The sequence below is a fragment of the Arthrobacter sp. P1_D12 genome (genome assembly GCF_056406175.1).
Window position 1 is genome coordinate 44,278 of sequence record NZ_JBFUAR010000002.1, and the last position, 21,658, is coordinate 65,935.

General features: G+C 64.6%; 17 protein-coding genes and 1 pseudogene. 7 read left to right on the forward strand and 11 right to left on the reverse strand.

All coding sequences use genetic code 11. The features are described 5' to 3' along the window. Positions 1-33: 33 nt before the first annotated feature. The 4 genes from AC1DZV_RS02610 to AC1DZV_RS02625 all read right to left on the reverse strand — a co-directional run bounded on the left by AC1DZV_RS02610 (position 34) and on the right by AC1DZV_RS02625 (position 4,840). On the reverse strand, positions 34-1,596 hold the full coding sequence (locus AC1DZV_RS02610; protein WP_476952868.1) for an HD domain-containing phosphohydrolase: 1,563 nt from the start codon (positions 1,594-1,596) through the stop codon (positions 34-36). 54 nt (positions 1,597-1,650) lie between these two features. Then, positions 1,651-2,406, reverse strand: coding sequence for a hypothetical protein (locus AC1DZV_RS02615; protein ID WP_476952869.1), 756 nt, complete (start codon positions 2,404-2,406; stop codon positions 1,651-1,653). A gap of 136 nt (positions 2,407-2,542) precedes the next feature. Further along, complete coding sequence (locus AC1DZV_RS02620; protein ID WP_476952870.1) at positions 2,543-4,216, reverse strand: thiamine pyrophosphate-binding protein; 1,674 nt, start codon at positions 4,214-4,216, stop codon at positions 2,543-2,545. Positions 4,217-4,336: 120 nt separating this feature from the next. Beyond that, positions 4,337-4,840 (reverse strand): Lrp/AsnC family transcriptional regulator, encoded by a 504-nt coding sequence (locus tag AC1DZV_RS02625; RefSeq protein WP_476952871.1) that lies wholly within the window; start codon positions 4,838-4,840, stop codon positions 4,337-4,339. A gap of 93 nt (positions 4,841-4,933) precedes the next feature. Here AC1DZV_RS02625 and hisC point away from each other — a divergent pair, with 93 nt between their 5' ends. From hisC to AC1DZV_RS02640, 3 genes are all read left to right on the forward strand, one after another. Continuing rightward, a complete protein-coding gene (gene hisC / locus AC1DZV_RS02630; RefSeq protein WP_476952872.1) occupies positions 4,934-6,043 on the forward strand; it encodes a histidinol-phosphate transaminase in 1,110 nt (369 codons plus the stop codon). A gap of 43 nt (positions 6,044-6,086) precedes the next feature. Next, positions 6,087-7,499 carry an amino acid permease gene (locus tag AC1DZV_RS02635; RefSeq protein ID WP_476952873.1) on the forward strand — a complete coding sequence of 471 codons (1,413 nt, stop codon included), beginning with the start codon at positions 6,087-6,089 and terminating at the stop codon, positions 7,497-7,499. A gap of 193 nt (positions 7,500-7,692) precedes the next feature. Continuing rightward, positions 7,693-8,007, forward strand: coding sequence for a nitrilase-related carbon-nitrogen hydrolase (locus AC1DZV_RS02640; protein WP_476952874.1), 315 nt, complete (start codon positions 7,693-7,695; stop codon positions 8,005-8,007). Positions 8,008-8,457: 450 nt separating this feature from the next. Here the strand turns inward: AC1DZV_RS02640 and AC1DZV_RS02645 are convergent, their stop codons facing one another. The 4 genes and pseudogenes from AC1DZV_RS02645 to AC1DZV_RS02660 form a co-directional block, all read right to left on the reverse strand. Further along, entirely contained in the window at positions 8,458-10,122 is a 1,665-nt protein-coding gene (locus AC1DZV_RS02645; protein ID WP_476952875.1) for a hypothetical protein, read from the reverse strand. A 47-nt stretch (positions 10,123-10,169) separates the two neighbouring features. Then, complete coding sequence (locus tag AC1DZV_RS02650; protein ID WP_476952876.1) at positions 10,170-10,853, reverse strand: transposase; 684 nt, start codon at positions 10,851-10,853, stop codon at positions 10,170-10,172. Continuing rightward, on the reverse strand, positions 10,807-11,307 hold the full coding sequence (locus AC1DZV_RS02655) for a hypothetical protein (RefSeq protein WP_476952877.1): 501 nt from the start codon (positions 11,305-11,307) through the stop codon (positions 10,807-10,809). The genes AC1DZV_RS02650 and AC1DZV_RS02655 overlap by 47 nt, the downstream gene beginning before the upstream one ends. Before the next feature lie 281 nt (positions 11,308-11,588). Continuing rightward, positions 11,589-11,870: pseudogene (locus AC1DZV_RS02660) on the reverse strand (helix-turn-helix domain-containing protein); the annotation flags it as partial. Between the two features lie 313 nt (positions 11,871-12,183). Between AC1DZV_RS02660 and AC1DZV_RS02665 the strand changes: the two are divergent. After that, positions 12,184-13,281: an LPO_1073/Vpar_1526 family protein gene (locus tag AC1DZV_RS02665; protein ID WP_476952878.1), complete on the forward strand. Its 1,098-nt coding sequence runs from the start codon at positions 12,184-12,186 to the stop codon at positions 13,279-13,281. A gap of 437 nt (positions 13,282-13,718) precedes the next feature. On the opposite strand, the gene AC1DZV_RS02670 is transcribed toward AC1DZV_RS02665, so the two are convergent. From AC1DZV_RS02670 to AC1DZV_RS02680, 3 genes are all read right to left on the reverse strand, one after another. Continuing rightward, on the reverse strand, positions 13,719-15,410 hold the full coding sequence (locus tag AC1DZV_RS02670) for an alpha-amylase family glycosyl hydrolase (protein WP_476952879.1): 1,692 nt from the start codon (positions 15,408-15,410) through the stop codon (positions 13,719-13,721). Further along, positions 15,407-16,066: a carbohydrate ABC transporter permease gene (locus AC1DZV_RS02675; RefSeq protein WP_476932116.1), complete on the reverse strand. Its 660-nt coding sequence runs from the start codon at positions 16,064-16,066 to the stop codon at positions 15,407-15,409. Before AC1DZV_RS02675 ends, AC1DZV_RS02670 begins: the two co-directional genes overlap by 4 nt. A gap of 118 nt (positions 16,067-16,184) precedes the next feature. Beyond that, positions 16,185-16,898 (reverse strand): DUF6994 family protein, encoded by a 714-nt coding sequence (locus tag AC1DZV_RS02680; RefSeq protein WP_476952880.1) that lies wholly within the window; start codon positions 16,896-16,898, stop codon positions 16,185-16,187. 726 nt (positions 16,899-17,624) lie between these two features. Between AC1DZV_RS02680 and AC1DZV_RS02685 the strand changes: the two genes are divergently transcribed. The 3 genes from AC1DZV_RS02685 to AC1DZV_RS02695 all read left to right on the forward strand — a co-directional run bounded on the left by AC1DZV_RS02685 (position 17,625) and on the right by AC1DZV_RS02695 (position 21,519). Then, positions 17,625-18,203 carry a hypothetical protein gene (locus tag AC1DZV_RS02685; protein ID WP_476952881.1) on the forward strand — a complete coding sequence of 193 codons (579 nt, stop codon included), beginning with the start codon at positions 17,625-17,627 and terminating at the stop codon, positions 18,201-18,203. Between the two features lie 18 nt (positions 18,204-18,221). Beyond that, on the forward strand, positions 18,222-19,346 hold the full coding sequence (locus AC1DZV_RS02690; protein ID WP_476952882.1) for an SPFH domain-containing protein: 1,125 nt from the start codon (positions 18,222-18,224) through the stop codon (positions 19,344-19,346). Between the two features lie 373 nt (positions 19,347-19,719). Next, positions 19,720-21,519 (forward strand): alpha/beta hydrolase family protein, encoded by a 1,800-nt coding sequence (locus AC1DZV_RS02695; RefSeq protein ID WP_476952883.1) that lies wholly within the window; start codon positions 19,720-19,722, stop codon positions 21,517-21,519. Positions 21,520-21,658 lie beyond the last annotated feature (139 nt).

Here is a 21,658-nt window from a genome sequence, read left to right on the forward strand (position 1 = left end):
GACGACGCGGCTGCGCGGTCAGGGACGGAACCGCTACCTGGCCCCGCTCCCGTACTCGGTCAGGCCGTTCCTGATCGCGAACAAAGTGGCACCCACCCGGTTGGTTGCACCGATCTTGGTGTAGATGTGCTCCACATGGTTGCGGACGGTCTTCCGGGCGAGAAACAGAGCGCCGGCGATCTCGGCCGGTGTCATACCGCGGCACAGCATGCTGAGGATCTCCACTTCCCGCGGTGTGAGTCCACCCGCTGGGGCATGCGGACGGCGGGGCCGCTGGCCGGCCGCCACGAGCACTGCCTCCACAGCTTCCGCGGCGAGCCTGCCGGCTGAAACCTCCTGCCGGAGCCTGGCAGCCGCATCAGCCGGCGCGAGCACGGGCCGGTGCGGGCGTGGCTCCAGGGAGGCTTGGTAGGAGTCCGCAGCCGCCAAGATCCGCTGCTTTATCCCCAGCTCCGTTCCGCCAATCCCTCGCGGATAGCCGGACCCGTCGAGCCGCTCGTGGTGTGAGCCGGTGAGGGCCGCCTCGCCCTTCAGCCCGGGAACGCGGCTGAGGATCCGCTCTCCCAGATACGGATGCATTCGGATACGTTCCAGGTCCAGCCCGGAGAGGGGCTCCTTCTTATCCCACACCTGGTTGGACACCCCCAGCCGGCCCAGGTCGTGTACCCATCCTGCACGGCGGAGCTCCGTGACGTCGTCGGCCGGTAGCCCATGCTCCTCGCCCGCGGCGGCGGCGAGGGCCGCTACTGCACGGGAGTGACCTGCCGTGTAGGGAGACTTGAGGTCCGCGAAGTCGCCGATCGCTCGCAGCACCGCATCCAGCTCGTGGTCGGACAGGGGAGCGTCATTGGGAGCCAGGTCCAGGGCGGCCTGCCAGCAGTCGACGTCGAGGAGCCCTTCGGTGAGTGCCTCGGCCTGATCGATGAACAGCCCGGCCAATGCTGGATCGAACTGGCTGCCGCGGCGCGCCCGCACCATGGCCACCGCACCGGCCACGCCCTCCCTCCGCAGGAAGACCTCGGCCGTATCCGCGAGATGCATGATCCGCATCTCCAGCGGAATTTCCGGCCCCGCCACACCCTCCGGCAGGCCCTTGCCGTCCCACCGCTCGAAGGTGTGGGTGAGCAGTCCTGCCACGCCGTCGTCGAGCCCTACACTGCTGGCCAACACCCCGGCGGAGACGCAGTGCGAGGCAATCATGGTCCGCACCGCCCCGCTGCCCGTCGCAGCGAAACGCGTCCAGTAGGCAACGCGGGCGAGCGGCGGGAGGCCGGCGCCGGCGTGGCTGAACATGCCGGCATACATGGGCAGGCCATGCTGGTCGCGGTTGTAGTAGTCGGCGCGGAAGGCGATATCGTCCGTGAACAGTGCGGCGAGTTCAAAGGAATCCGCGTGGCAGCCGATCCAAGCCAGCTGGTTGGCGTAGTAGATCCTGCCCTGGCCGGCGGCGTCAACGCCGGCCGCCCCCGCGATCCGTAACGCCAGCAGGGACGCCCGCAGCATGTGCTCCATCGGTTGCCCCAGCCCCAGGTCAATGGCGAGCGACAGTGCGGCCAGGACTTCGCTGCGGCGGGGGTCAGCCGATGACTGCTTCACACCTGCCATTCTAGGAAGCCGTCAGCCAAGGCAGTAGGGATCACGCGGCGGCCGTTATGCCGCCTGGTTCTTCCCGGTCCGGGCCTGGGCAAGACCTGGTCCGGCGGGATGGGCCGTGGACGGGAACCTAACGCCCACCTGGGCTCCGAACAGTCCACGTTGCGGAAGCCAGAAGTCCGCCAGGTGGTCCTGTACAGGCAGTGCGCCCGGAACTCCCGCGTCCTCACCCCGGATGGTGGCCTGGGAATCCGTCACAAGCCACAACTGCCGCGGCTGGGCCTGGAACGTCTGGCCGTTGGGCACCACACCCGAGACTTTCATTCTGCCCGCGCCGAGCAGCGGACCGGCGAATGCTCCCATGGCCCGGAGCACCAGCTCGTTTCGCCACAGGCTTTCCGGCATCTGTACGGCCATGGCGGTCAGCATCGTGGTGGCCGCGGATGTGCCCAACTGCAGGCGCCAGTCAACAACGCCTGGAACCGTGATCACGGCGGTGAACGGCCCGCTCCACTGGATGTCGACGTCGGTCTCCACCGTATGGTGGACGGCCGTCCCGAAGTACCGGGCGCAGCTGAGCTCGGGCGCGGCGTTGGCGTAGATGGTCCACCGGCCGCCGGGCGTGCGGTGCCAGACGGAGCGGTAGCCGGGGCCAACGGAGCTCACGGGAAAATCCCGGAAGGCCAGGTAGTGACCGCTGGTAAAAGGTAGCCCCAGGACGGCGTAGCCGGCGAAATGCTCGGCAGCGTCTTCCGGAAGTTCGGCAAGTTTCGGCGTTGCCTCTGCTGATGACTGCGGCTGGTAGATGGTCATTGCCGCCTCCTTTTCTCTATGACCCGAGCCTATGACCGGGCCGCAGCAAGGGCATGGGGCAACTGCCCCATTTTGTGTCAGCCGCCCGGAACAGTGAACCAACGGCGTAGTCTGCGAGGTCCCGCCGCCGCCAGGGTTAGCCCGCCACCGCCGTCTTCGCCTCCTGCTTGGCCTTCATCCACTCGCTCAGCCACGGGGCCCGGACGCTCGACGTGATCCGGCAGTCGGCCACGAAGGTTCCCCTGGCGCCGGCGTCGATCCAGTCCTGGAGCGCGGAAAGGTCCGCCAGCGAGCGGATGATCGCTGACTCGGCACCGAGCGCGCGGGCGATGCCGCTGAAGTCCACCTCGGGGATCAGCATGGGCTTTTCGGTCAGGCCCTGGGAGCCGTACTGGTGGATTTCGGCTCCGTAGGCGGCATCGTTGTAGATCACCACGACGGCGCTGCTGGCCGCCCCAATCAGCGATTCGAGGTCGGACAGGCCCATCAGGAAACCCCCGTCGCCGGAGGCCAGCACCAGGGTGCGGCCGTCCTCCACCGCGCGGGCTGCCCCGACGGCGCTGGCAAGGCCCAGACCGATGGTCTGGAAGGCCGTGCCCACCATGACCAGGTCCTGGGGCCTCGGAATGTTCCAGTACATGGGTGCCCAGCCGACGAAGTGCCCTCCGTCCTGGACCACCGTGCGGGGCTCCGGCAGCACCGCATCCAGTGCCGTGGCAAGGGAGCGCGGGTCCAGCCGGCCGTCCGGCGTCTCCGCTGAGCCTGGATGGTGGGCCGGTCCCTCGGTCAGGCGCCTGCGGGCTTCCGCGCGCCAGGCTTCTGCGGGGCTGGCGTCCGGCGAGGCCGGGCCATCCAGCATCGTCAGGACGCGTCCCGCGGCAGACTTCACGTCCGCACTGACGAACGTGTCCACCCGGGGGTGCGTCGGCTGCAGGGCGGCGTCGATCTGGATGACCGTGCTGTCCGGGCCGAGCAGGTGCCCGAACCGCATGGTGAAGGGGCTCAGGCTTGCCCCGGCCACGAGGACCACATCGGCCTCACCCATGAGCCCGGCCGCGGTGTCCGTGCCGAAGCCGCCCGCCACGCCGAGATACCCGTCGCCCTGGAGGAGGTTGAGAGCCAGGGCGGTTCCGGCGGTGAGCGCGCCGAGGCGGTCGGCGAGCTCCCGGAGCTCCGCGCCGGCGCCGGCGAGATGTGCGCCGCGGCCGGCGATGATCAGCGGCCGCTTCGCCCCGGCGAGCAGGCGGGCTACCTGCCCCAGGCTGCCGTCGACGTCGTCACTCACCGCCGGTGCCAGCGGCGCCGGAAGTTCCTCGTCGGCCGCCTCGAGTGCCACGAGGTCGTAGGGAATGGCAATGACGACGGCGGTGCGCTTGGTGAGCGCGTATTCCACCGCCTGCTGCGTGATGGAGCCGGCGGCGTCGCGGGTGACGGTGAAGGTCGCGGCGCCGAGGCCCGCGGCGATGGCTGCCTGGTCCACGTCCTGGGGCCGGGCGCCGGTGCTCGGAGCGTCCCCGGTGACCAGTACCACGGGGATTTGCGCCTGGACCGCCTCTGCGAGGGCGGTGAGTGCATTGGTGTAGCCGGGGCCATACGTGGTGGTGCCCGCTGCGAGGCGTCCTGACGTCCGGTAGTAGGCGTCGGCCGCGGCGATGGCGGCGCCCTCATGGCGGACGGGGGAGAAGCGGAGGCCCAGCTTTTCCGCGGCGTCCAGGAAGTAGACGTTTCCGTTGCCCATCACGCCGAAGACATCGCTGAGATAGCTGCTGAGAACCTGCGCCACGCGGCCTGAGACGGTAAGTGAAGTCATGCAGGAATCTTGTGGCCTGGTTCACAGATAGGCAAGAGAGGCGATTTTGACTGGGATATTTGGCAGGAGTGGGCGGTCGCAACTGAAAATATGCCTACTTGTGGCGTGCGTCACCTGGATTTACTTCGAAGGGCGGGATTCCTGCTCGGAGAGCCGGCTCAGAAGGCCGTCGTAGCGGGGTGGCATGAGTTCCAGCACAGAAATGGCCGTGCTGGTCCGTTGGATCCCCTCGATTTCCAGGATCTCGTTGGTGATGCGGTAGAGATCGGCCGTACTGCGGGCCACCACCTTGGCCATGAGGTCCGCGTCCCCGGTGGTGGCGTGCACCTCGATGACCTCCGGGATCGCGGCGAGTCCGTCTTCCACCGCGCCTGTCCGCGTCTGGCTGATGGACAGTGAGAGGAAAGCCATCAGGTCATAGCCAAGTGCGGCCGGATCCAGCCTCCGGCTGAAGGAGCGGAGGGTGCCGCTGCGCTCGAGCCGTCCCAGCCGGGCGTGGACCGTGTTCCGTGCGACGCCGAGTGTCCGCGAGAGTGCCAAGGCACTGGCTTCCGGGTCCTTGTCGAGGGCCAGGATGATCCTGCCGTCGAGGGAATCCAGGGCGCGGGGGTTCGGGATGGTCATATTTTCACCACAGACTGTTAAAGTTGAGCAGAAGTCCCAATGCGTCGAGGGTATCTTGCATTGTGGGCGGGGTCACAATCATGATCGGTCTTCATGACCCGTGATCAGCTCCTAACCGCACCGGACACCGCGCTCCCCACCCTTCGTGGCGCGGTGGCCGGCCTCCCGCCCTACGTCCCGGGGCGGCGCAGCGCCGGCACGGACATCGCAGCCCTCGCCAGCAACGAAAGCCACTACGAGCCACTGCCCGCTGCTGCCGCAGCGGTGGCCGCAGCGGCCGGCACCATGAATCGCTACCCTGACAGTGCCGCCGTCGAACTCCGTGAACGGATTGCCCGCCACCTCGGCGTCACAGCCGGAGAGGTGGCGGTGGGACCCGGCAGCGTCGGCGTCCTCCAGCAGATCATCACCGGACTGTGCGACGCCGGGGATGAAGTGATCTTCGCCTGGCGCTCCTTCGAGGCCTACCCCATCCTGGTTGAGCTGGCAGGCGCCCAGCCGGTCCGCATCCCCCTGGACGGCGCTGAGGGGCACGACCTTGACGCCATGGCCGCGGCCGTCACTGCCCGCACGAAGGTGATCCTGCTCTGCACCCCCAACAATCCCACCGGCGTACCGATCAGCCACGAGCGCGTCGAGGCCTTCCTGCGGTCCGTCCGCTCCGACATCCTTGTGGTGATCGACGAGGCCTACGTGGAATACGCCGAAGCGGGCAGCGGCCCCGATTCCCTGGCGCTCTACCGCCAGTACCCGAACGTCTGCATCCTGCGCACCTTCTCGAAGGCGTACGGACTCGCCGGCCTGCGCGTGGGATACGCCGTGGCGGCGCCCGATATTGCTGAGGGACTGCGCCGGACCGCCCTTCCCTTTTCGGTGAGCGCGCTGGCCCAGAAGGCCGCCATCGCGTCGCTGGACGCCGGGGAGGAGATGGAAGCGCGGGTGACCGCCGTCAAGCAGGAGCGCGCCCGGATGGCCGCGCAGCTGGAAGCGCAGGGCTGGAAACTGCAGGCGAGCCAGGGCAACTTTCTGTGGATCCGTGCGGATGAGCTGCTCCAGGCGAGGCTGGTGGCCGCGTTTGACCGCGCGGGCATCCTGGTCCGGGCTTACCAGGGGGACGGCGTGCGGATCACCGTTGCCGGCCCCGCCTCCAACGATCGCGTGCTCCGGGTTTTGGAAGCGCACGCGGCCTCGGCCATCGACTAACCTTTCGCACCAATCCGTTCCGCCTACAACCAGAGGACTCCCCATGGAACAACAGACAAAGACGTCTGCCCGCCCACTTGGCGCCGCGCTCAAACCCCGACAGCTCACCATGATGGGGCTCGGAAGCGCCATCGGCGCGGGCCTGTTCATCGGCTCCGGCGCCGGCATCCAGGCCGCCGGCCCGGCGGTGCTGATCTCCTACCTCGTGGCCGGCACCCTCATCATCCTGGTGATGTGGGCCCTCGGCGAGATGGCCGCCGCCAACCCGGACAGCGGCGCCTTCTCCGTCTATACCGCCAAGGCCTACGGGCCGGTGGCCGGTGCCACCGTGGGCTGGCTCTGGTGGCTGCAGCTGGTGGTGGTCATCGCAGCCGAAGCACTCGGTGCGGCAGGCCTGCTGGCCACCATTTTCCCGGCCCTGCCGGTGTGGCTGATGGCCTTCGTGTTCATCGTGGTGCTCACCGCTGTGAACCTCACCAGCGTGAAGAACTTCGGCGAGTTCGAGTTCTGGTTCGCTCTGCTCAAGGTGGCGGCAATCGTCGGGTTCCTCCTGGTGGGCGCTGCCCTGCTCTTCGGCTGGCTGCCGGGCGTCCAGTCACCGGGCCTGTCCAATTTCACGGGTGCCGGCTTCGCACCCAGCGGTTTTGCCGGGATTGCCACAGCCCTGTTTGTGGTGGCATTCGCGTTCGGCGGCACCGAGATCGTCTCCGTGGCGGCAGCTGAAACCGCGGAGCCGGCCCGCAGTGTGAAGAAGGCAGTCCGCACGGTGCTGTGGCGCATCCTGGTCTTCTACATCGGTGCGATCTTCGTGATCGCGGCTGTGGTCCCGGTGGGTTCGGCGGGGCTGAAGAGCCCGTTCGCCGCGGTGTTGGATGCCGCCGGCATGCCCGGTGCGGCCACTGCCATCACCCTGGTGGCCGTCGCAGCGCTGCTGTCTGCCCTCAACGCCAACCTCTATGGTGCGTCACGGATGGCGTACTCCCTCGCGGAGCGGGGTGAAGCACCACGCCTGCTTGCCTCGGTGTCCAAGGCCCGAGTTCCGGTTGTCGCAGTCCTGGCCAGCGTTGCCTTCGGTGTTGTCACGGTTGTGCTGGAGCTGGCCTTCCCCGAGAAGGTGCTTCCCGTCCTGCTCAACATCGTGGGTTCGACGTGCCTGCTGGTGTGGACGTCCGCGCTCCTCGCCCAGCTCGCGCTGCGCCTCCGTGCCGACCGCGAGGGAACGGAGCTTCCCCTGCGGATGCCCGGCTTCCCGTGGCTCACGGGCTTTGGCCTGCTCATCCTCGCGGCGATCTTCACGGTGGGCTTCATCGGCGAGGATTCCCGTCCCCAACTCCTGAGCACTTTCGCACTCGTAGCGCTTCTGGCGGTGGCCAACTGGCTTCACCACCGGAGCGGGAAGGTTTTGCCCGGTGTCGAAGCCTCGGAGCGCGCCAAGGCCCCGGTGCTCATCGACTGAATCAGGTGCTTTGAACCCACATCGCGGGTTCGGTGCACGCGGAGGGCGCATCCGGTCTGGCCGGGCGCGCCCTTGGCGTTAGAGGTGCCGGACGATACAAGTGCTGAATGCTCCTGGACCGGACGGCATACCCGACCAGCGAGTTTCAATTAGCTGTTCAAAAAGTGTTCGGTTACGTCGACCCCGACTTGGAGTGGAAACCTCGGAAGAGCCGGGCAAGGCCTACAACACCCTGATGGCCTTCGGGCCCGACGGCGCCCGGCTCTTCTACCGGAACAGCCACCTCTTCGAAGCCCAGGGCTTCGGCGAATCGACATTCATCAAGCCGGGTCCGTCCACTAGTCCGGTGGTGTTTGAGTCCGGCGGAGTCAGCTACGGCCTCATGACCTGCTACGACTTGCGGTTCCCGGGACTGGCCAGGTCACTGGCCGACGCCGGCGCCCAGGTCCTGCTGGTCTGCTCGTCGTGGGTGTCGGGCACCACAAGACCGAGCAGTGGCTGGCGCTGAACGCGGCGCGCCATCGAGAACAGCGTGTACGTGGCTGGGGTGTGCCAGGCGCCGCGGGTCTCGGTGGGCCGGAGCATTCTGGTGGATCCGATGGGAGTTGTTGAGGCCGATCTGGCCTCGAGGCCGGTGTCCGGGCAGCGGACATCTCCCTTGAGACGGTGGCTCGGGTTCGGGAGGCGTTCCCGATGTTCCGGCAGCGGCGGCTGTTGTAGGGCTGAGTCGGTGCCCGTGCCAGGGACCTTCAGGACGACCTGAAGGTGCGTGCTAATTCGTTTCGCGGGCGAACAGAACTTCCTTGACTCCGCTCAGGTTGCTTGCGTGACGTCTATGGCGGGTGACCGGCACCTGGCCGCTTCGATCTAAACAAGGAAACCCCGTCAGCAGTCGCTGGCGGGGTTTCCGTCGTCATTCAGACGGTCGCGAGTGCGATCCGTCTCTCAGGCCGGCCGTCTATTTAGCAACGGCTGCTGTTGGGGCAGAGGTTCGGGACACTGCCGTGAAACCGGACTTGGACCCGGTGACCTTGACGGTGAGAGTCTTCGCGGCGTCGGATGCGGTGGGTTTAAAGGTTGCCGCGTTGCCCCCGGTGATCGCAACGCCGGAGCGGTACCACTGGTACCGGAGTGTGACTGGCGAGGGCCCCCAAGTTCCGGGGTTGGCGGTGAGGGTAGACCCGACCTTGGCGGTTCCGGTGATGGTGGGCGTGGCCCTGATCAGCGAACCCCTGACCACCGCTGCTGTTGGGGCTGAGGTTCGGGAGAAGGTGGTGAAGCCGGTCTTGGATCCAGTGACTTTTACCGTGAGAATCGCGCCCAGGTCCTCCGCCGCGGGAGTGTAGGTGGCGGCATTGGCGCCGATGATGATGGCACCGGAGCGGTACCACTGGTATCGGAGCGTGACTGCGCCCGGTCCCCAGGTTCCGGGGGCGGCCGTGAGAGCGCTCCCGACCATTGGGGTCCCAGTGACCGTAGGAGTGGACCGGGTGAGTGAACCCTTGGCTACAGCCGTTGTCGGGGCGGACGTTTTGGAGATGGTGCTGTAACCGGACTTGGACCCCGTCACCTTGACACTCAAGGTCGCCGCGACGTCGGAAGCGGTGGGGGTGTACGTGGCGGCGGTTGCGCCCACGATGGTTACGCCGGCACGGTACCACTGGTATCGGAACGATGCCGGCGACGGTGCCCAATTGCCCGGAGTCGCCGTGAGCGGCTGTGCGACCTGGAGCGTGCCGACGATTGTGGGTGCCGGGGCGGCAAACGAGCCCTTGGCAATTTCTGCAGTGGGTGCCGACTTTTTGGTCACCGTCGAATAGCCAGGCTTGGAGCCGGTGACGCTTACGGTGATGGTGCTTCCGGCATCTGCTCCGGCCAGGGTGTACGTGCCTGCATTGGCGGTGGCGATGGCAACCCCCGAGCGGTACCACTGGTATCCGAGGGTGACTGGGGAAGGGCCCCAGCTGCCGGTGTTGGCCGTGAGGGCGGAGCCGACCTGCCCAATACCGGAGATAGTCGGCGTCGACCCCGCCAGAAGGCCCTTGAATGTCAATGTCCAGGAGGAGAGGGCATTCGGGGCCAGCACATAGCCCGTCCGCGCCTTTGCGGTTACCGTTACTTTGCCTGCTCCCGTGTACGTACCGGCGGATACAACCTTGCCGTCGACGAGGTACTGGATTCCGGTCTTCGTGGGGATCGTGTAGGTATCGCCCGTCGTGCCGTCCTTGTCAGTGAAGGTCACCGCGGCCGGGGTCACTTCGGTCGGAGGAACTTCATCGGTAACTGTGACAGTTTTTAGGGTCTGGAAAAACGTGGAATTGTTTCCCCAAGTGTCATCCAGAGGGTAGAGCTTCACTGCCCACTGCCCGGTCGCAGCCCCCTGCGGAATGGTTATGGTGTGTTTCCAGACGCCGTCCTTCATGGTTCCGGAAGCCAGCCTCATGCTGCCAAAGCCTTGGGTCTGGCCACCGCCCCAAGCCCAGGGATCGGGGTTGACCCAGCTGGCGATCATGGTCGGCGTTTGCACTCCCGTGTCGTCGCGCAGATGAATAGTGATATAGATCGTGGCCGGCCCGTTGTAGAGATTGAGGTTCGCCGTTGTAACGGACTGACTTACAAGCACGGGTCCTGCCATGTCGGATGCTCGTGCCGGAGCCGCGGATAGGAGTCCTAGCGTCCCGAACAGAAAGGCAGCGACCACCAGGATCGCCAAGGGCCGGGCGCGAGGCTGAGCTTCTCCGCCAGATCTGCCCGCAGACTTCCGCGGGATTGAACGTACAACGCCTGGTAGATCGTCTCGTGGCTCACCTGCATAGTCTGATCATCGGCGAAGTAAAAGGCCAACATCGCCGAGATCAGTTTCGGGCTCCACCCGTCATCCATCCACACCCCGATCAGCCGGCAGAGCCCCTCGTCCTCGACGAGCTTCAACGGTTTCGGCCGACGCCGTGCCTGGTGCGCCTTCGTATGGGCGACCGAGGCGTAGTACTCCCCGTCCGCGCCGGTGTTCCGATTCACCTCCCGCCAGACCACGGACCTGTCCCGGCCGATCGCCTCGCCAATCTTGGCGTAGCTGAGCCCGCTGCGCCGGCCCATCTGGATCATCCCCCGCTCAGCCATGCTCAACGCCCGCCCGCCCGGCCCCTCCGGGCAGGGAGCCGGATCCGAAAGACCCCCAACGGCGCCCATGCTCACAGTCATCATCTGGCCAGACTGGGCCCACCAGTTATTCCCGGTCCCATGGGTGGCTCCGACACGCCGGGCCGCAGCAAGAATCGACATCCCGGAGCACACCAGATCAAAGAACTCAGTGCGCGCATCCAGGGAAAACACATTGACCATCAAACGCTCCATCGATCAGAGCGTTGCTGCGACCGTATGACTTTGCCCGCTGAGAGCAGCTACAAGTGATAGTGAAACCGGGGTGGGTCTGGAACGCGGACGGCCCGAAACGGACTGGCCTCAGCCGCAGCACCCACACTGCGTCGTGCGGATGCAGCAAGCCGTCTTGATCCAGCGGTTCGGCGCTGAGCAGCACCGTTCCGGCCGGGAGCTGCACCGGCTCCATCCCCATCGCGACGGCGACGAAGAAGGCGGCGCTCCGTTCGCAGACCCCGTTCTTCCACAGCAGCCGGCGCATCTCCAGCGCCTTGGTCCCCAACGCCAGCGTGGATTCCGGGTCGTTATGCTGCATCTTAACCGTGTTGTTGCCCCAGCCGGCATCCTCCGGCAGCCATGGCTCGGCGGCAGGCTTTGTATGGGAGAAACCGTGGTTCGGCGCGGCTTTGGTGTTCCAGGGCAGCGGCACGCGGGCGCCGTCGCGGCAGACGCCGTCGCGTGTCCACGTCCGGTAGCGATAAGAGCGTAGTCGTAGCCGCCAAGGAGTAGCGCCAGCCATGAAGTAAGACGGCGGCACTCTGGTTGGGTGCCGCCGTTGCCTGTGGCGCGGCCTAGGAATTTCGGTCCCCTCAGAGTGCTGACGGCCGGGCCGGATCGTGACGAGCAGCCACACTGTTCGCGGGACCGGCCACAGGATTACGAGAGCTAGATGTACTCAGCCAGCAGGTTGGTTACATCTGCTGATGGGTGGTGGTCCTCCGAGGGCGCTGTGGTTGCGTGGACATAGTCGTACCCGATGCCGCGGGCTGTGACGGCTTCGCTGCGGCCGTGGATCCGCCAGCCGCCGCCGTTCGCTATGCCGCCGAGTTTCTTGACGTCGATATGCAGCAGCTCTCCGGCGGTGTCGCCTTCGTAACGGTGGTCGGTTGCCCGGCCGGCCCAGCCGTGTTCGCCATAGCGCTTGAGCCACCGGTGGGCGCAGACGCGGGAAACACCCATTTCCTTCGCCACATGCGCCACGGGACGGCCGTCCAAACACGCTGGACAAGGATGGGGATTGCCCCCGGTTTTGTTGACTCCGTGCCCGCCGTCTGCGCAGCGGCCGCGATCGCTGGCCACGCCGTCGGGATACGGGCTGGTGGCTCCGTGAGAGGATTCACGTGTGTAATTCTTTTGCCTCGGAAGGTTGATAGCGTGGATTGGTTTTTTGACGGACTCGGGACCTTGCTCATAGGGCTGCTTGTGGGTGGAGGAGCGGGAACGGCTGGTGGGTGGTCCATGGCCAAAAACAAGTTTGTTCGGCAGTCGCAGAAGGCGGGCAACGACTCTCGTCAGAGCCAGGTCGGTGGAAATAGCACTGGATCGAAGTAGCCCGGTGAACCAAAGCCAGAAAGCCGGTTCCGGCAGCAAACAGATTCAGGTTTACGGCGACTACTACGACGGTGTAACAGAGGAGCGTGCCGCCGAAATAGCTCGGCAACAGGCCCAGGAAGTTATCGCCACCTATTCTCTTGACGCGGCCCCCGTGGCAGGTCAAAGGATCGAAGATTTCAGCACTCAACTCCTGGAAGTGCTTTCCGACGAAAAGGTGCTCGGCGCTCTCAGCGATCCCGGCTTTCAGATTTCACTTCGTAAGGCCCAGATGTCTGCTGCAGCGACCGAGGAGGAGGGCGACTACGAGACTCTAGCGCGACTCCTAGGGGAGCGCGCAAAGCGGAACGTACGACCCATCCGGGCCAGCATCGATCGGGCCATTGAGATCATTGACAAGCTCGACGAGTCTGCCCTGCAAGGCCTCACGTTGGCCTGGGTCGTCGGGGGGTTCGCTCCCTCATCAGGTCAAATGGGGGAGGGCCTGGACTTTCTCGAAAGAATGTGGGCTTCGGTGCCCCATGACAATCTGCCGCAGGGTGGCGCGTGGCTCGACCACCTCGACATGCTCAACCTGATCAGGTACAGCAGTATCACCACTTTAAAAAAGATGAATGAACTTCTGCAAAGTCAAGTTCCTGGATATTTTTCCTCTGGGCTCACCCAAGAGGAAGTTGATGCTCTAAATGCGGCCGCAAGGGAGATTCGACCCGACCTTAACTTCATAGTGGTTCCTCATGAGCTGAAACCGGGTCTCTTCAGGTTGCCATTTTCCGGGGTGTCAACTCTGGCCACGGAAGTAGCCGTGAAGTTCGACAAACAGGATCATGACTCTATCGTTCAATTGGCTCAGTCAAATGGACAATTGGGGCAAGTCGATGCATCTGCCGCGGCCGCCATAGATGCGGAAATAGCAAAGCGACCCGGTTTAGCCCTCGTGCGGGATTGGTATGACCAGATTCCTCATGCTCTCCAATTTACAGGCGCAGGTATTGCCGTCGCCTTTGTCATCGCTCAGAAGCACAAGACGCCTCTGAGTACCGACAAGCTGGAGGAACTTCTTCCAAAATGAGCTTCGCCAAGGCGAAGGTTACGTAGTGCTTTGTGACCGAAAGCCAATGCCTTCGTGGTTCCGACGGTTGCGACCTGCATCGACCTCGCACGGTTGCGTCAGGCGGTAAGTGGCGATCCGCCTCGATCGCCGCCAGGTCACGGACCCCGAAGCGGTGGTGCTCCCATTCCTCGTCGGGAATCGTGTGCAGACATGCGAGGACCTCATTGCCACTGCCGAGTGGAACAAGGCAGCCTGGTTCCTGGACAGCGAGGCAACATCATCAACATCTCCCAGCGTGCGTAGGCCGGAGTCTGGCACCGCACGCCCCCGATGCCCTATCACCTACGGTCGTTCGGAGCGCTGAGAGCAGCTCCAAGTGATGGCGCAACGGGTGTTTCCCCCGGAAGGGTGGACAATCTACTCGTGAGGCAGATCGGCTCAGTCGTGCATTACTCTCAGCCCCGCAGCATCCACGTGGCGTTGTTCGGCTGCAGCCAGCCGTCCTCGGCCAGCGGGCCGGCGCTGAGCAGCACCGTGCCGGTCGGGAGTTTGACCGGTTCGGTGCCCATCGCGACCGCGACCAAAAAGTGCGGGTTCCGCTCGCAGACCAGCAGGTCTCCGGGCTCGACCCGCCAGCTGCCGCCGTCGTCCGCGGTGAAGACCTCGTTTTTCCACAACTGCCGGCGCAGCTCCAGGGCCGCCTTGGCCAGGTTCAGGACGGAGTTCGGGTCCTGCTGCTGGAGTTCGACCGCGTGCGTGCCCCAACCCTCGGGCTGCGGCAGCCACGGTTCCGCGGCCAGTTCAGCCAGCGAGAAGCCATGGTTCAGCGCCGCATCCTCGGTCCACGGCAGCGGGACGCGGGCGCCGTCGCGGCAGACGCCGCCGCGGGCCCACATCGGATCCACCCGGGCCTCGACGGGGACGTCAACCTCGGGCAGCCCGAGCTCCTGGCCCTGGTAGAGGTACGCGGCGCCGGGCAGGCCCAGTAAAGCCACGAGGGCCGCCCGGGCACGGACACTGCCGAGCTCGCCGCCGCCGAACCGGGTGACGGAGCGGACGATGTCGTGGTTTTCCAGCGCCCACGTGGGGGCGGCGCCGTGTAGCTGCCGGGCGGCCTCGAGTTCGTTGCCGACGGCGGCCCAGGGCTGCGCGTCCCAGCCGAGCTTCACGAACGCGAAGGCGAAGGCCTGCTGCATCTCGTCGGCGCGGGTGTAGCGGGCGGCGCGGGCCGGCTCCAGGTTAACCTCGCCCACCAGCAGCCGGTGCGGCTCATACTTCTCGGCGAGGGTGCGCCAGCGGCGGTAGACCTCGTGGACGTCCTCCTGGTCCGAGACCTGCGGGTTGGACCGCAGCCCGTCCACCACCCCGCCCGTGGAGGGCGAGTCCGGCAGCCCGTCGGCCTTGAACAGCGCATGCGCGACGTCGATCCGCAGCCCGTCCACCCCCTTGTCGAACCAAAAGCGGAGCACGCCGTCGAAGTAATCGCCGACGGCGGGATTGCGCCAGTTCCAGTCCGGGTGCCCCGCCGAGAAGAGGTGCAGGTACCAGTCCGTGTCCGACTCAGAACCGGGATTGGCGCGGCTCCAGGCCCGGCCGCCGAAGACGCTCTGCCAGTTGTTGGGCGGGACGTCGGCTGAGCCGCCCGAGCCGTCTGCGGCGTCAGACGCGGAGCCGGCGCCGCCGTCGTCGGACATGCCCGCCCGACCCGGCACAAAGTGGAACATGTCCCGCTCCGGGGAGCCCGGGCCGGCCGCGAGGGCCGCCTGGAACAGGGGGTGCTCCGAGGAACAGTGGTTGGGGACGACGTCGAGCAGGACCCGCAGGCCCAGCGCGTGCGCCTTCGCGAGGAACGACTCGAACTGTTCCATGGTGCCGAAGAGCGGGTCCACGCCGCAGTAGTCGGTGACGTCGTAGCCCTGGTCCACCTGCGGGGAGGGCTGGAACGGGGTCATCCAGATGCCGTCGACGCCGAGCGAGGCGATGTACGGCAGCCGGGCGATCAGCCCGGCGAGGTCGCCCACGCCGTCGCCGTCGCCGTCGGCGAACGAGCGCGGGTAGACCTCGTAGATGACGGCCGACTGCCACCACTCGGGGGCCGGGGCGAGCGTGGTTTCCTCGACGGGGCCCGCCGGCGAAACAGGGCTCATTTGCTCGCGCCCGCGGTGAGGCCTTCGACGATCCGTCGCTGGAAGATCAGCACCATAATGACCAACGGTACGGTGACGATCACGCCGGCGGCCATCTGCTCGCCGAAGGGCGCCTGAAATTCGGTGGCGCCGGTGAACTTGGAGATCGCCACCGTGGCGGTCTGGATCTTGGGGTCGTTGATCATGGACAGCGCGATGATGAACTCATTCCAGCTGTGGATGAAGGTCAGGATCGCGGTGGTGAAGACGCCCGGCGCGGCGAGCGGCAGCAGGACCCGGCGGAACGCCTGCCACTTGGTGCAGCCGTCGATCATCGCGGCTTCCTCGAGGTCGAACGGCAGGGCCTTCATGAACGTGGTGAGGTTCCAGACCGCCAGCGGGATCGCGAAGGACAGGCTGGGGACGATCATCGCCTGGTAGGTGTTGATCCAGCCGAGGTCCGTGAACAGGCGCAGCAGCGGCACCACCACGGAGATGCCGGGGAACATCGACGTCGCGATGATCACGCCCAGGATCACCGATTTGAAGCGGAAGTTCAGCCGGGAGATCGCGTAGGCCGCGAAGACGCCGAGCAGCAGGGCGAACACCGTGGTGGTGCCGGCCACGATCAGGGAGTTCAGCAGGGCCTGGCCGAACATGGTGGAGCCGTCGAACACCTTGGCGTAGTTCTCCAGCGAGAACGGGGCCGGCAGCAGGGTGTTGTCGAAGATGTCGGCGGGGGGACTGGCGACTGGCCCGGCGGGGGTACGTCTGCTCTCTCACCTTGAGGTAGCTTCAGCCGAGCGCGCAGCGGCTGCTGATCGCCTTCAAAATGCTCAGGCGGCGTGCCTCAAATAATTCCAGGCTGTCCAGGCGGTAGCGCGCGTAGGTTGGCAGGTCGGAGGGCAGCGCCGGCGACTCGAAGTTGTCGAAGGGGAGCAGGAAGCGCACGGCGCCACTCGCGTCAACGAAGTCGCCGAGATGGAAATGTTCGATGTATCCGGCGAAGGAGCCGAATAGCTCGAAGAAGCCTGCATAGCGATCCATGGTTGTGGCCAAGGGACTCGTGCCACCCTCGTAGAAGCGCCGGATCGCTTCGAGGGTCAAATCCCATCGGTCCTGGATCCGCGGATGAGTGCCTCGATTTTGGTTGAGACTGCCCTGCGAGACCGGGAAGATCATGAAGCCGCAGATCGTGTAGGAGCGTTGCAGGAACGCGTCATTGACCTCGTCTGGAACCTGAGCGTAAAGGTGGTTCAGTTTCCTTCGATGCCGCGTCGCAATCGTGTCGCTTCCGAGAACAATTCTCGTGCCGTCTGCTTCATACACAAGATACGGTGAGAGCGCCCGCCCAGCGTGAAGCTCGAACGGGCGCCCGTCAGGAAGCGGCTTGCTCCATAGGAGCTGGTGGTATCGCCGGAGTGTGCGGCTGTGACTGTCGGGGTCCTTACCCTCTGGAGTGTCATCGAAGAAGTTGTAGTCGACGTCAATCTCTCTAAGCTCGCCCATGAACAGAAACTAGCAGAAGCGACCGACCTCGGCTCTCTGCCCGCGACACGCCACGTTCCGTGTCCTCGATGCAGCCATCCTCCGCCGCCGCGTAGGAAACGAGTGCTGCGACCGCGGTCACCGGACCCGGAAGCCTTGGTGGACTTCATGGGACAGCCTTTAAGCCGATGCCCTTCCACTGATGATCAAGCCGGCGGGCAGCGTGCCGCCGTAGTCCGACGATCAGCCACACTGTGCGCGGGACCGGCCACAGGATAGCCAGCGTAAGAACCGGCACCGGGCGAGACGCCGACGTCGGGAAACCGGCGGAGGATGACGGACCGCCCAGCTTTAGCGCTGCAGCCAGTCCTCGTGCAGCAATGCGAACACCGGTGCTTGGCCGTTAGGAGCCGCAGGAGGTTGGAGTCGACCGCCTGCAGCTGTGACGGGGCAGCGGTGGCGTTGGCGTTGATGACGAGGAATCGCCGAGGTGGTGTCGCACGCCAACTCATCGAGGGATGGCCGCGGCACAGGCTGCTCCGGGCCTCCCAGCGGCTCACCTGTCAGAGGTTGCCAGCAGGATCTTGAGAGCTCCGCGACGGCCTCTCGGCGGCTGACAGCGCGCTGGAACGGAGACAGTTAGTGAGCGAACTGCTCCTCGGGCGGCTCTATGCTTATGCGGAGGACTGTAAGTTGGCCACGGTGGGCCAAAAACGTTATTGAGAACGGTCCATAGAGGAGAGATCAGTGGCGGGATACAACCTACAGCCCAACGAGTCGTTTGTGCATAGGTACGAGGGGGTGCTCCACGGTGGATTATTGGCGAGTTACACTGACGAGCTGATCCTCACTAGTCAGAACCTTGTGCTCATCAAGAAAGGCGCATTCGGCAACAAAAAAGGCATGCAGGTCTTCCCGCTCCGCGAGATCAAGATCTTTCAGGGCGAAGCTCAGGCCCTTCTCGGTAAGCATCGGAATGGCTGGCCGGCCCTCGACGTGTATTTCCGCAACAGCGAGGAACACTTCGGCTTCCAAAACAAGAAAGAAGCCACCCTCTGGTCGCAAAAGATTAACCAGGTTATTGCAGGCACCTCTGCTGAGATGAATTCCCTCAACTCGTCGGGAGCTGCGAAAGTCGCAGGGGCCATGAAAGACACTGTGGACGCCTTCAAAGGGGCCTTTGGCTTCAAATCCAAGGCGGAGGTCGCCGCTTCTGCCGCAGCTGTGCCTGTCGCGGGTGATTGCGGCTCCTGTGGTGCTCCAGTCTCCGGCATCCGGGGGCAAGCTATCGTCTGCAGCTACTGCGACACTGCCATCAACCTCTAATCCGAAGGCGACACTCCAATGAGCATCATCCAGGCATTCACCGGAGCCCTAGATGGCACCTTCGCTGACCAGTGGAGGGACATCATCACCGCTGGCCTCTTCGACGAGCGTACGGCGGTCGCTCCGGGCGTCCTCAAGCAGACAAACAACGGGCGAGGTACGAACGACAACGGGTCAATGGGAGTCATCTCCAACGGCTCCAAGATCTTCGTGCCGGAGAATACTGCCGCCTTCATCTTCAGCCAGGCCGGCATCGAGGCCATCCTTACGCAGGCTGGCGGCTACGAGTACCAGAATGGCCAGAGCAGCATCTTCAACGGCGACAGTGTCATGGAGTCGATTGTTGGCCAGGTAGCCGCCCGCGTTGGCTTCGGCGGACAAACCTCTGACCGGAAGCAGATTGCTTTCGTCAACCTTCGCGAGATCCGAGGAATCAAGTTCGGCACTCGGGGGCCGCTCGTCTACAACGATCTCTTCTATGGCACAGACTTGGAAATCACGGCATTCGGCACTTTCTCACTGCGGATCGTCAACGTGGAAACGTTCATCCGGAACTTCGTGCCCGCCAACGTTTTCCACTACAGCTTCAGCACCCCGGAGGCCCGTCAGCAGCTCGTCTCCGAGTTCATCCAGTCCTTCACTGTGGCGCTGAACTCGCTCTCATCGACCTTTCGCGTTTCGCAGCTACCCTCGCAGGCTCATGCGATCGCTGCCCAGATCTCGGCTGGCGGTCTCGGCGCGGGGAGTTGGGCGAAGCGCTTCGGGATCGAAGTAGTCAATGTGGGCATTGAGAACATCGAGTTCACTCCCGAAGCGCGGGAGTTGGTCAAGCAGTACTCTACGAACCTGATGAACCTCAAGGCCTACGAGGGTGTCTCCCAGCAGTCCTCGAACATTTCCGCCCAGCAGAAGATCGCTCAGGGTGTGCAGGCCCACGGCCTTGGCGACGGCGGCGGAACCCTCTTTGGGATAAACCTCGCACAAGGAATGAACACTCAGACGGGCGCGCAGGCAAGTCAAACAACCATGCTGTCCTTCGATGAGCAGATCGAGACCGTGAAGAAGATGAAGGAACTAATGGACGACGGGCTTCTCTCGGAGGAAGAGTTCGCAGCCAAGAAGCGGGAGATCATGGGGCTGTAGTTCAAACTCGTCCGAGCACTGCTGATCCAGCCGATGTCCGTTAACAGGCGCAGCAGCGACACAACGACGGAGATGCCGGGGAACATCGAGGTCGCCATGATGACGCTGAGGATCAAGGGTGTCAGAGAAGTGCGCAGAAGCTGGAGACTAGCATCCAGTGCAACGGCGCACGACTGCAGGCGAAGACCAGGGCCGGGCCGGGGTCAACGCTGTAGGAGCGCCATGTGCGCTTGGTTTTGGGCCGGTTCTGCGTCGACTCGCCGGCGTCCCGGATGTCCAAGACAAGTAATTCCGAGTTGCATCGCTATCCTTACCGAGAAGCCTGGGGCATTCAGCCTTGGACGCCCAATGGGCGGCGATGAATGGAGTTTTCTTGTCGAACGAACCGATCTTGCTTTTCTTGCATGGCGTTGGAGATGGCGACAAAGATGACTACTGGAAGGCTCGGCTCTCAGAGGCCGTGGTCCGCCTTGGCTACCCCGCTCTGAACACGGCGCGGGCGATCGCGCCCAAATACGCGCACGCACTCAGGGGTTGGGACGTAAAGGATCCTCTGCCGGGCTTGACGATCAAACAACCTTCTGGCGAGGCTGCCAAGAAGAACCGCCGGGACTTCGAGCGCCGCGTCGGAGCCGTCGAGTTCAGACTGGGACGTCATGATCGGGGTGATGGTTGGCTGGGTGGTGAGGCCGTCGTCAATCTTGCCGTCGGGCTGCCGCCGTTCGGCCAGGTAGGCAACTACATGAACAAACCTCAGATTCGCGCGCAGGTCCTGAACCGCATACTGAAGGAGCTCCCCGAGTCTGGGCGGCTCGTGATCGTCGGCCACAGCCTCGGGTCCGTGATCGCCGCTGACCTCGTTCGTCGACTGCCGGTCGGCCTCGATGTCGTCGGCATGGTGACCATCGGGAGTCCCCTGGCGAACGGCAACTTCGATGTCGACAAACTGCGGGAGACCCTGAAGGAACCGCCGACAAACCTCGCATGGTGGGTAAATTTCTGGAACGTTCATGACCCGGTGGCGGCCCACCGTGGTGTCTCCTCTGTCTTTCCTTGGGTTATCGATTTCCGTATTCAGACGAAATTGAGCCCCCGCGTCCACGACGCGGTGGAGTACCTCAACGATGAGAGCGTCGCCGCGGCCATCGGCTTCGCACTGTTCGGGTCAAGATCCAGGGAACTCGCTCGCATCGACAAGGGTGTCGACGTCCGATTGGATTCCGTGGAACGACTCGCCCTTCTGGCGCTGAGATATGCGTATCTCATGAAGACGAGACTGGAAGGCGACCAACTGGATCGTTTCGCCGGCGCGCTCCGACAAGTTCAAGCGGCCGTCGTCGACGACATCAGGAGACGAAATGCCAGCGAGGGCAGAGCGATGCCGTCAGAGGTTGCCCGCCTCGCATTTGACCTCTCCGATCCACAGGGAACTGTGCCCGAACCATTTCCCAGCAGCCATATGGCGAAGGACGACGCCGTCGTCCCGCTAACGGTCCTCGCAGCAGAAAACGTTATTCGACCCTTCGAGATCTCGATTTCAAAGGACAAATGGCAGGAGGCCATTAAAGATCTCACCGCCGAAATGGGATTGGGAGGCCAGTATGGCGCCGATGTATTCACGGCCGCTAAACGTGCGCAGGAGGCACTGAGCGGTGGTCCCGGATTGAACTGGATGAAGTGGGGCGCACTGGGTGCCGGCGCCGCGGCGATTGTCGTGGCGACAGGTGGCCTGGCGCTTGCTGCCGGAGCCGGTCTTGCCGGAGCCGCGGTGATCACCAGCGCGCTGGCGGCCTTTGGACCCGGCGGTATGATCGGGGGCCTGATAACGGCGGGCACCCTAGTCACTGCGGGTGGTGGCGGCATCGCATTCAGCCTGGCCAGTCCAGGAACCACTGCGGATACCGTCGCAGCGGTTTTTGAGCGCCAACTGGCTGCGGCAATTCTACGGGAACGGCAAAACCTCGATCAGGATCCCACCCTTTGGAGAGTCCTGGTTGAGACCGAGATCGAGGTGCGTCGCGAACATGAGCGGCTCGATGAGTTCTCCGATGAATCGGCACAGTCGCTCAAGGAATTGAAGCGGAAAATCGAAGCCATCGAGCGGGCGCTGCAGTATCTGAGAGAAAATGGCCTCGAGCCAGCCGTCCCTAGTACTTCCGGCGAGATGGAGTGAAGCTGCCAGCAGCGGTCATATGGCTGTCATCAGTTCATCTTTGTCCGCCCGGACGAGAGAGCGCCGGAGACGGAGGGGCTAGTGAGATAGCCCCCACCTGTCGTCCCGCTGGCTCGGTTACAGAACGTGCTTAGCCCTA

What these genes read in the sequence shown, in the direction of transcription:
- AC1DZV_RS02615 (WP_476952869.1), bottom strand. Translation starts at nt 2,406, where the DNA reads ATGACCATCTACCAGCCGCAGTCATCAGCAGAGGCAACGCCGAAACTT.
- AC1DZV_RS02620 (WP_476952870.1), bottom strand. Translation starts at nt 4,216, where the DNA reads ATGACTTCACTTACCGTCTCAGGCCGCGTGGCGCAGGTTCTCAGCAGC.
- AC1DZV_RS02625 (WP_476952871.1), bottom strand. Translation starts at nt 4,840, where the DNA reads ATGACCATCCCGAACCCCCGCGCCCTGGATTCCCTCGACGGCAGGATC.
- hisC (WP_476952872.1), top strand. Translation starts at nt 4,934, where the DNA reads ATGACCCGTGATCAGCTCCTAACCGCACCGGACACCGCGCTCCCCACC.
- AC1DZV_RS02635 (WP_476952873.1), top strand. Translation starts at nt 6,087, where the DNA reads ATGGAACAACAGACAAAGACGTCTGCCCGCCCACTTGGCGCCGCGCTC.
- AC1DZV_RS02650 (WP_476952876.1), bottom strand. Translation starts at nt 10,853, where the DNA reads ATGGAGCGTTTGATGGTCAATGTGTTTTCCCTGGATGCGCGCACTGAG.
- AC1DZV_RS02670 (WP_476952879.1), bottom strand. Translation starts at nt 15,410, where the DNA reads ATGAGCCCTGTTTCGCCGGCGGGCCCCGTCGAGGAAACCACGCTCGCC.
- AC1DZV_RS02680 (WP_476952880.1), bottom strand. Translation starts at nt 16,898, where the DNA reads ATGGGCGAGCTTAGAGAGATTGACGTCGACTACAACTTCTTCGATGAC.
- AC1DZV_RS02690 (WP_476952882.1), top strand. Translation starts at nt 18,222, where the DNA reads ATGAGCATCATCCAGGCATTCACCGGAGCCCTAGATGGCACCTTCGCT.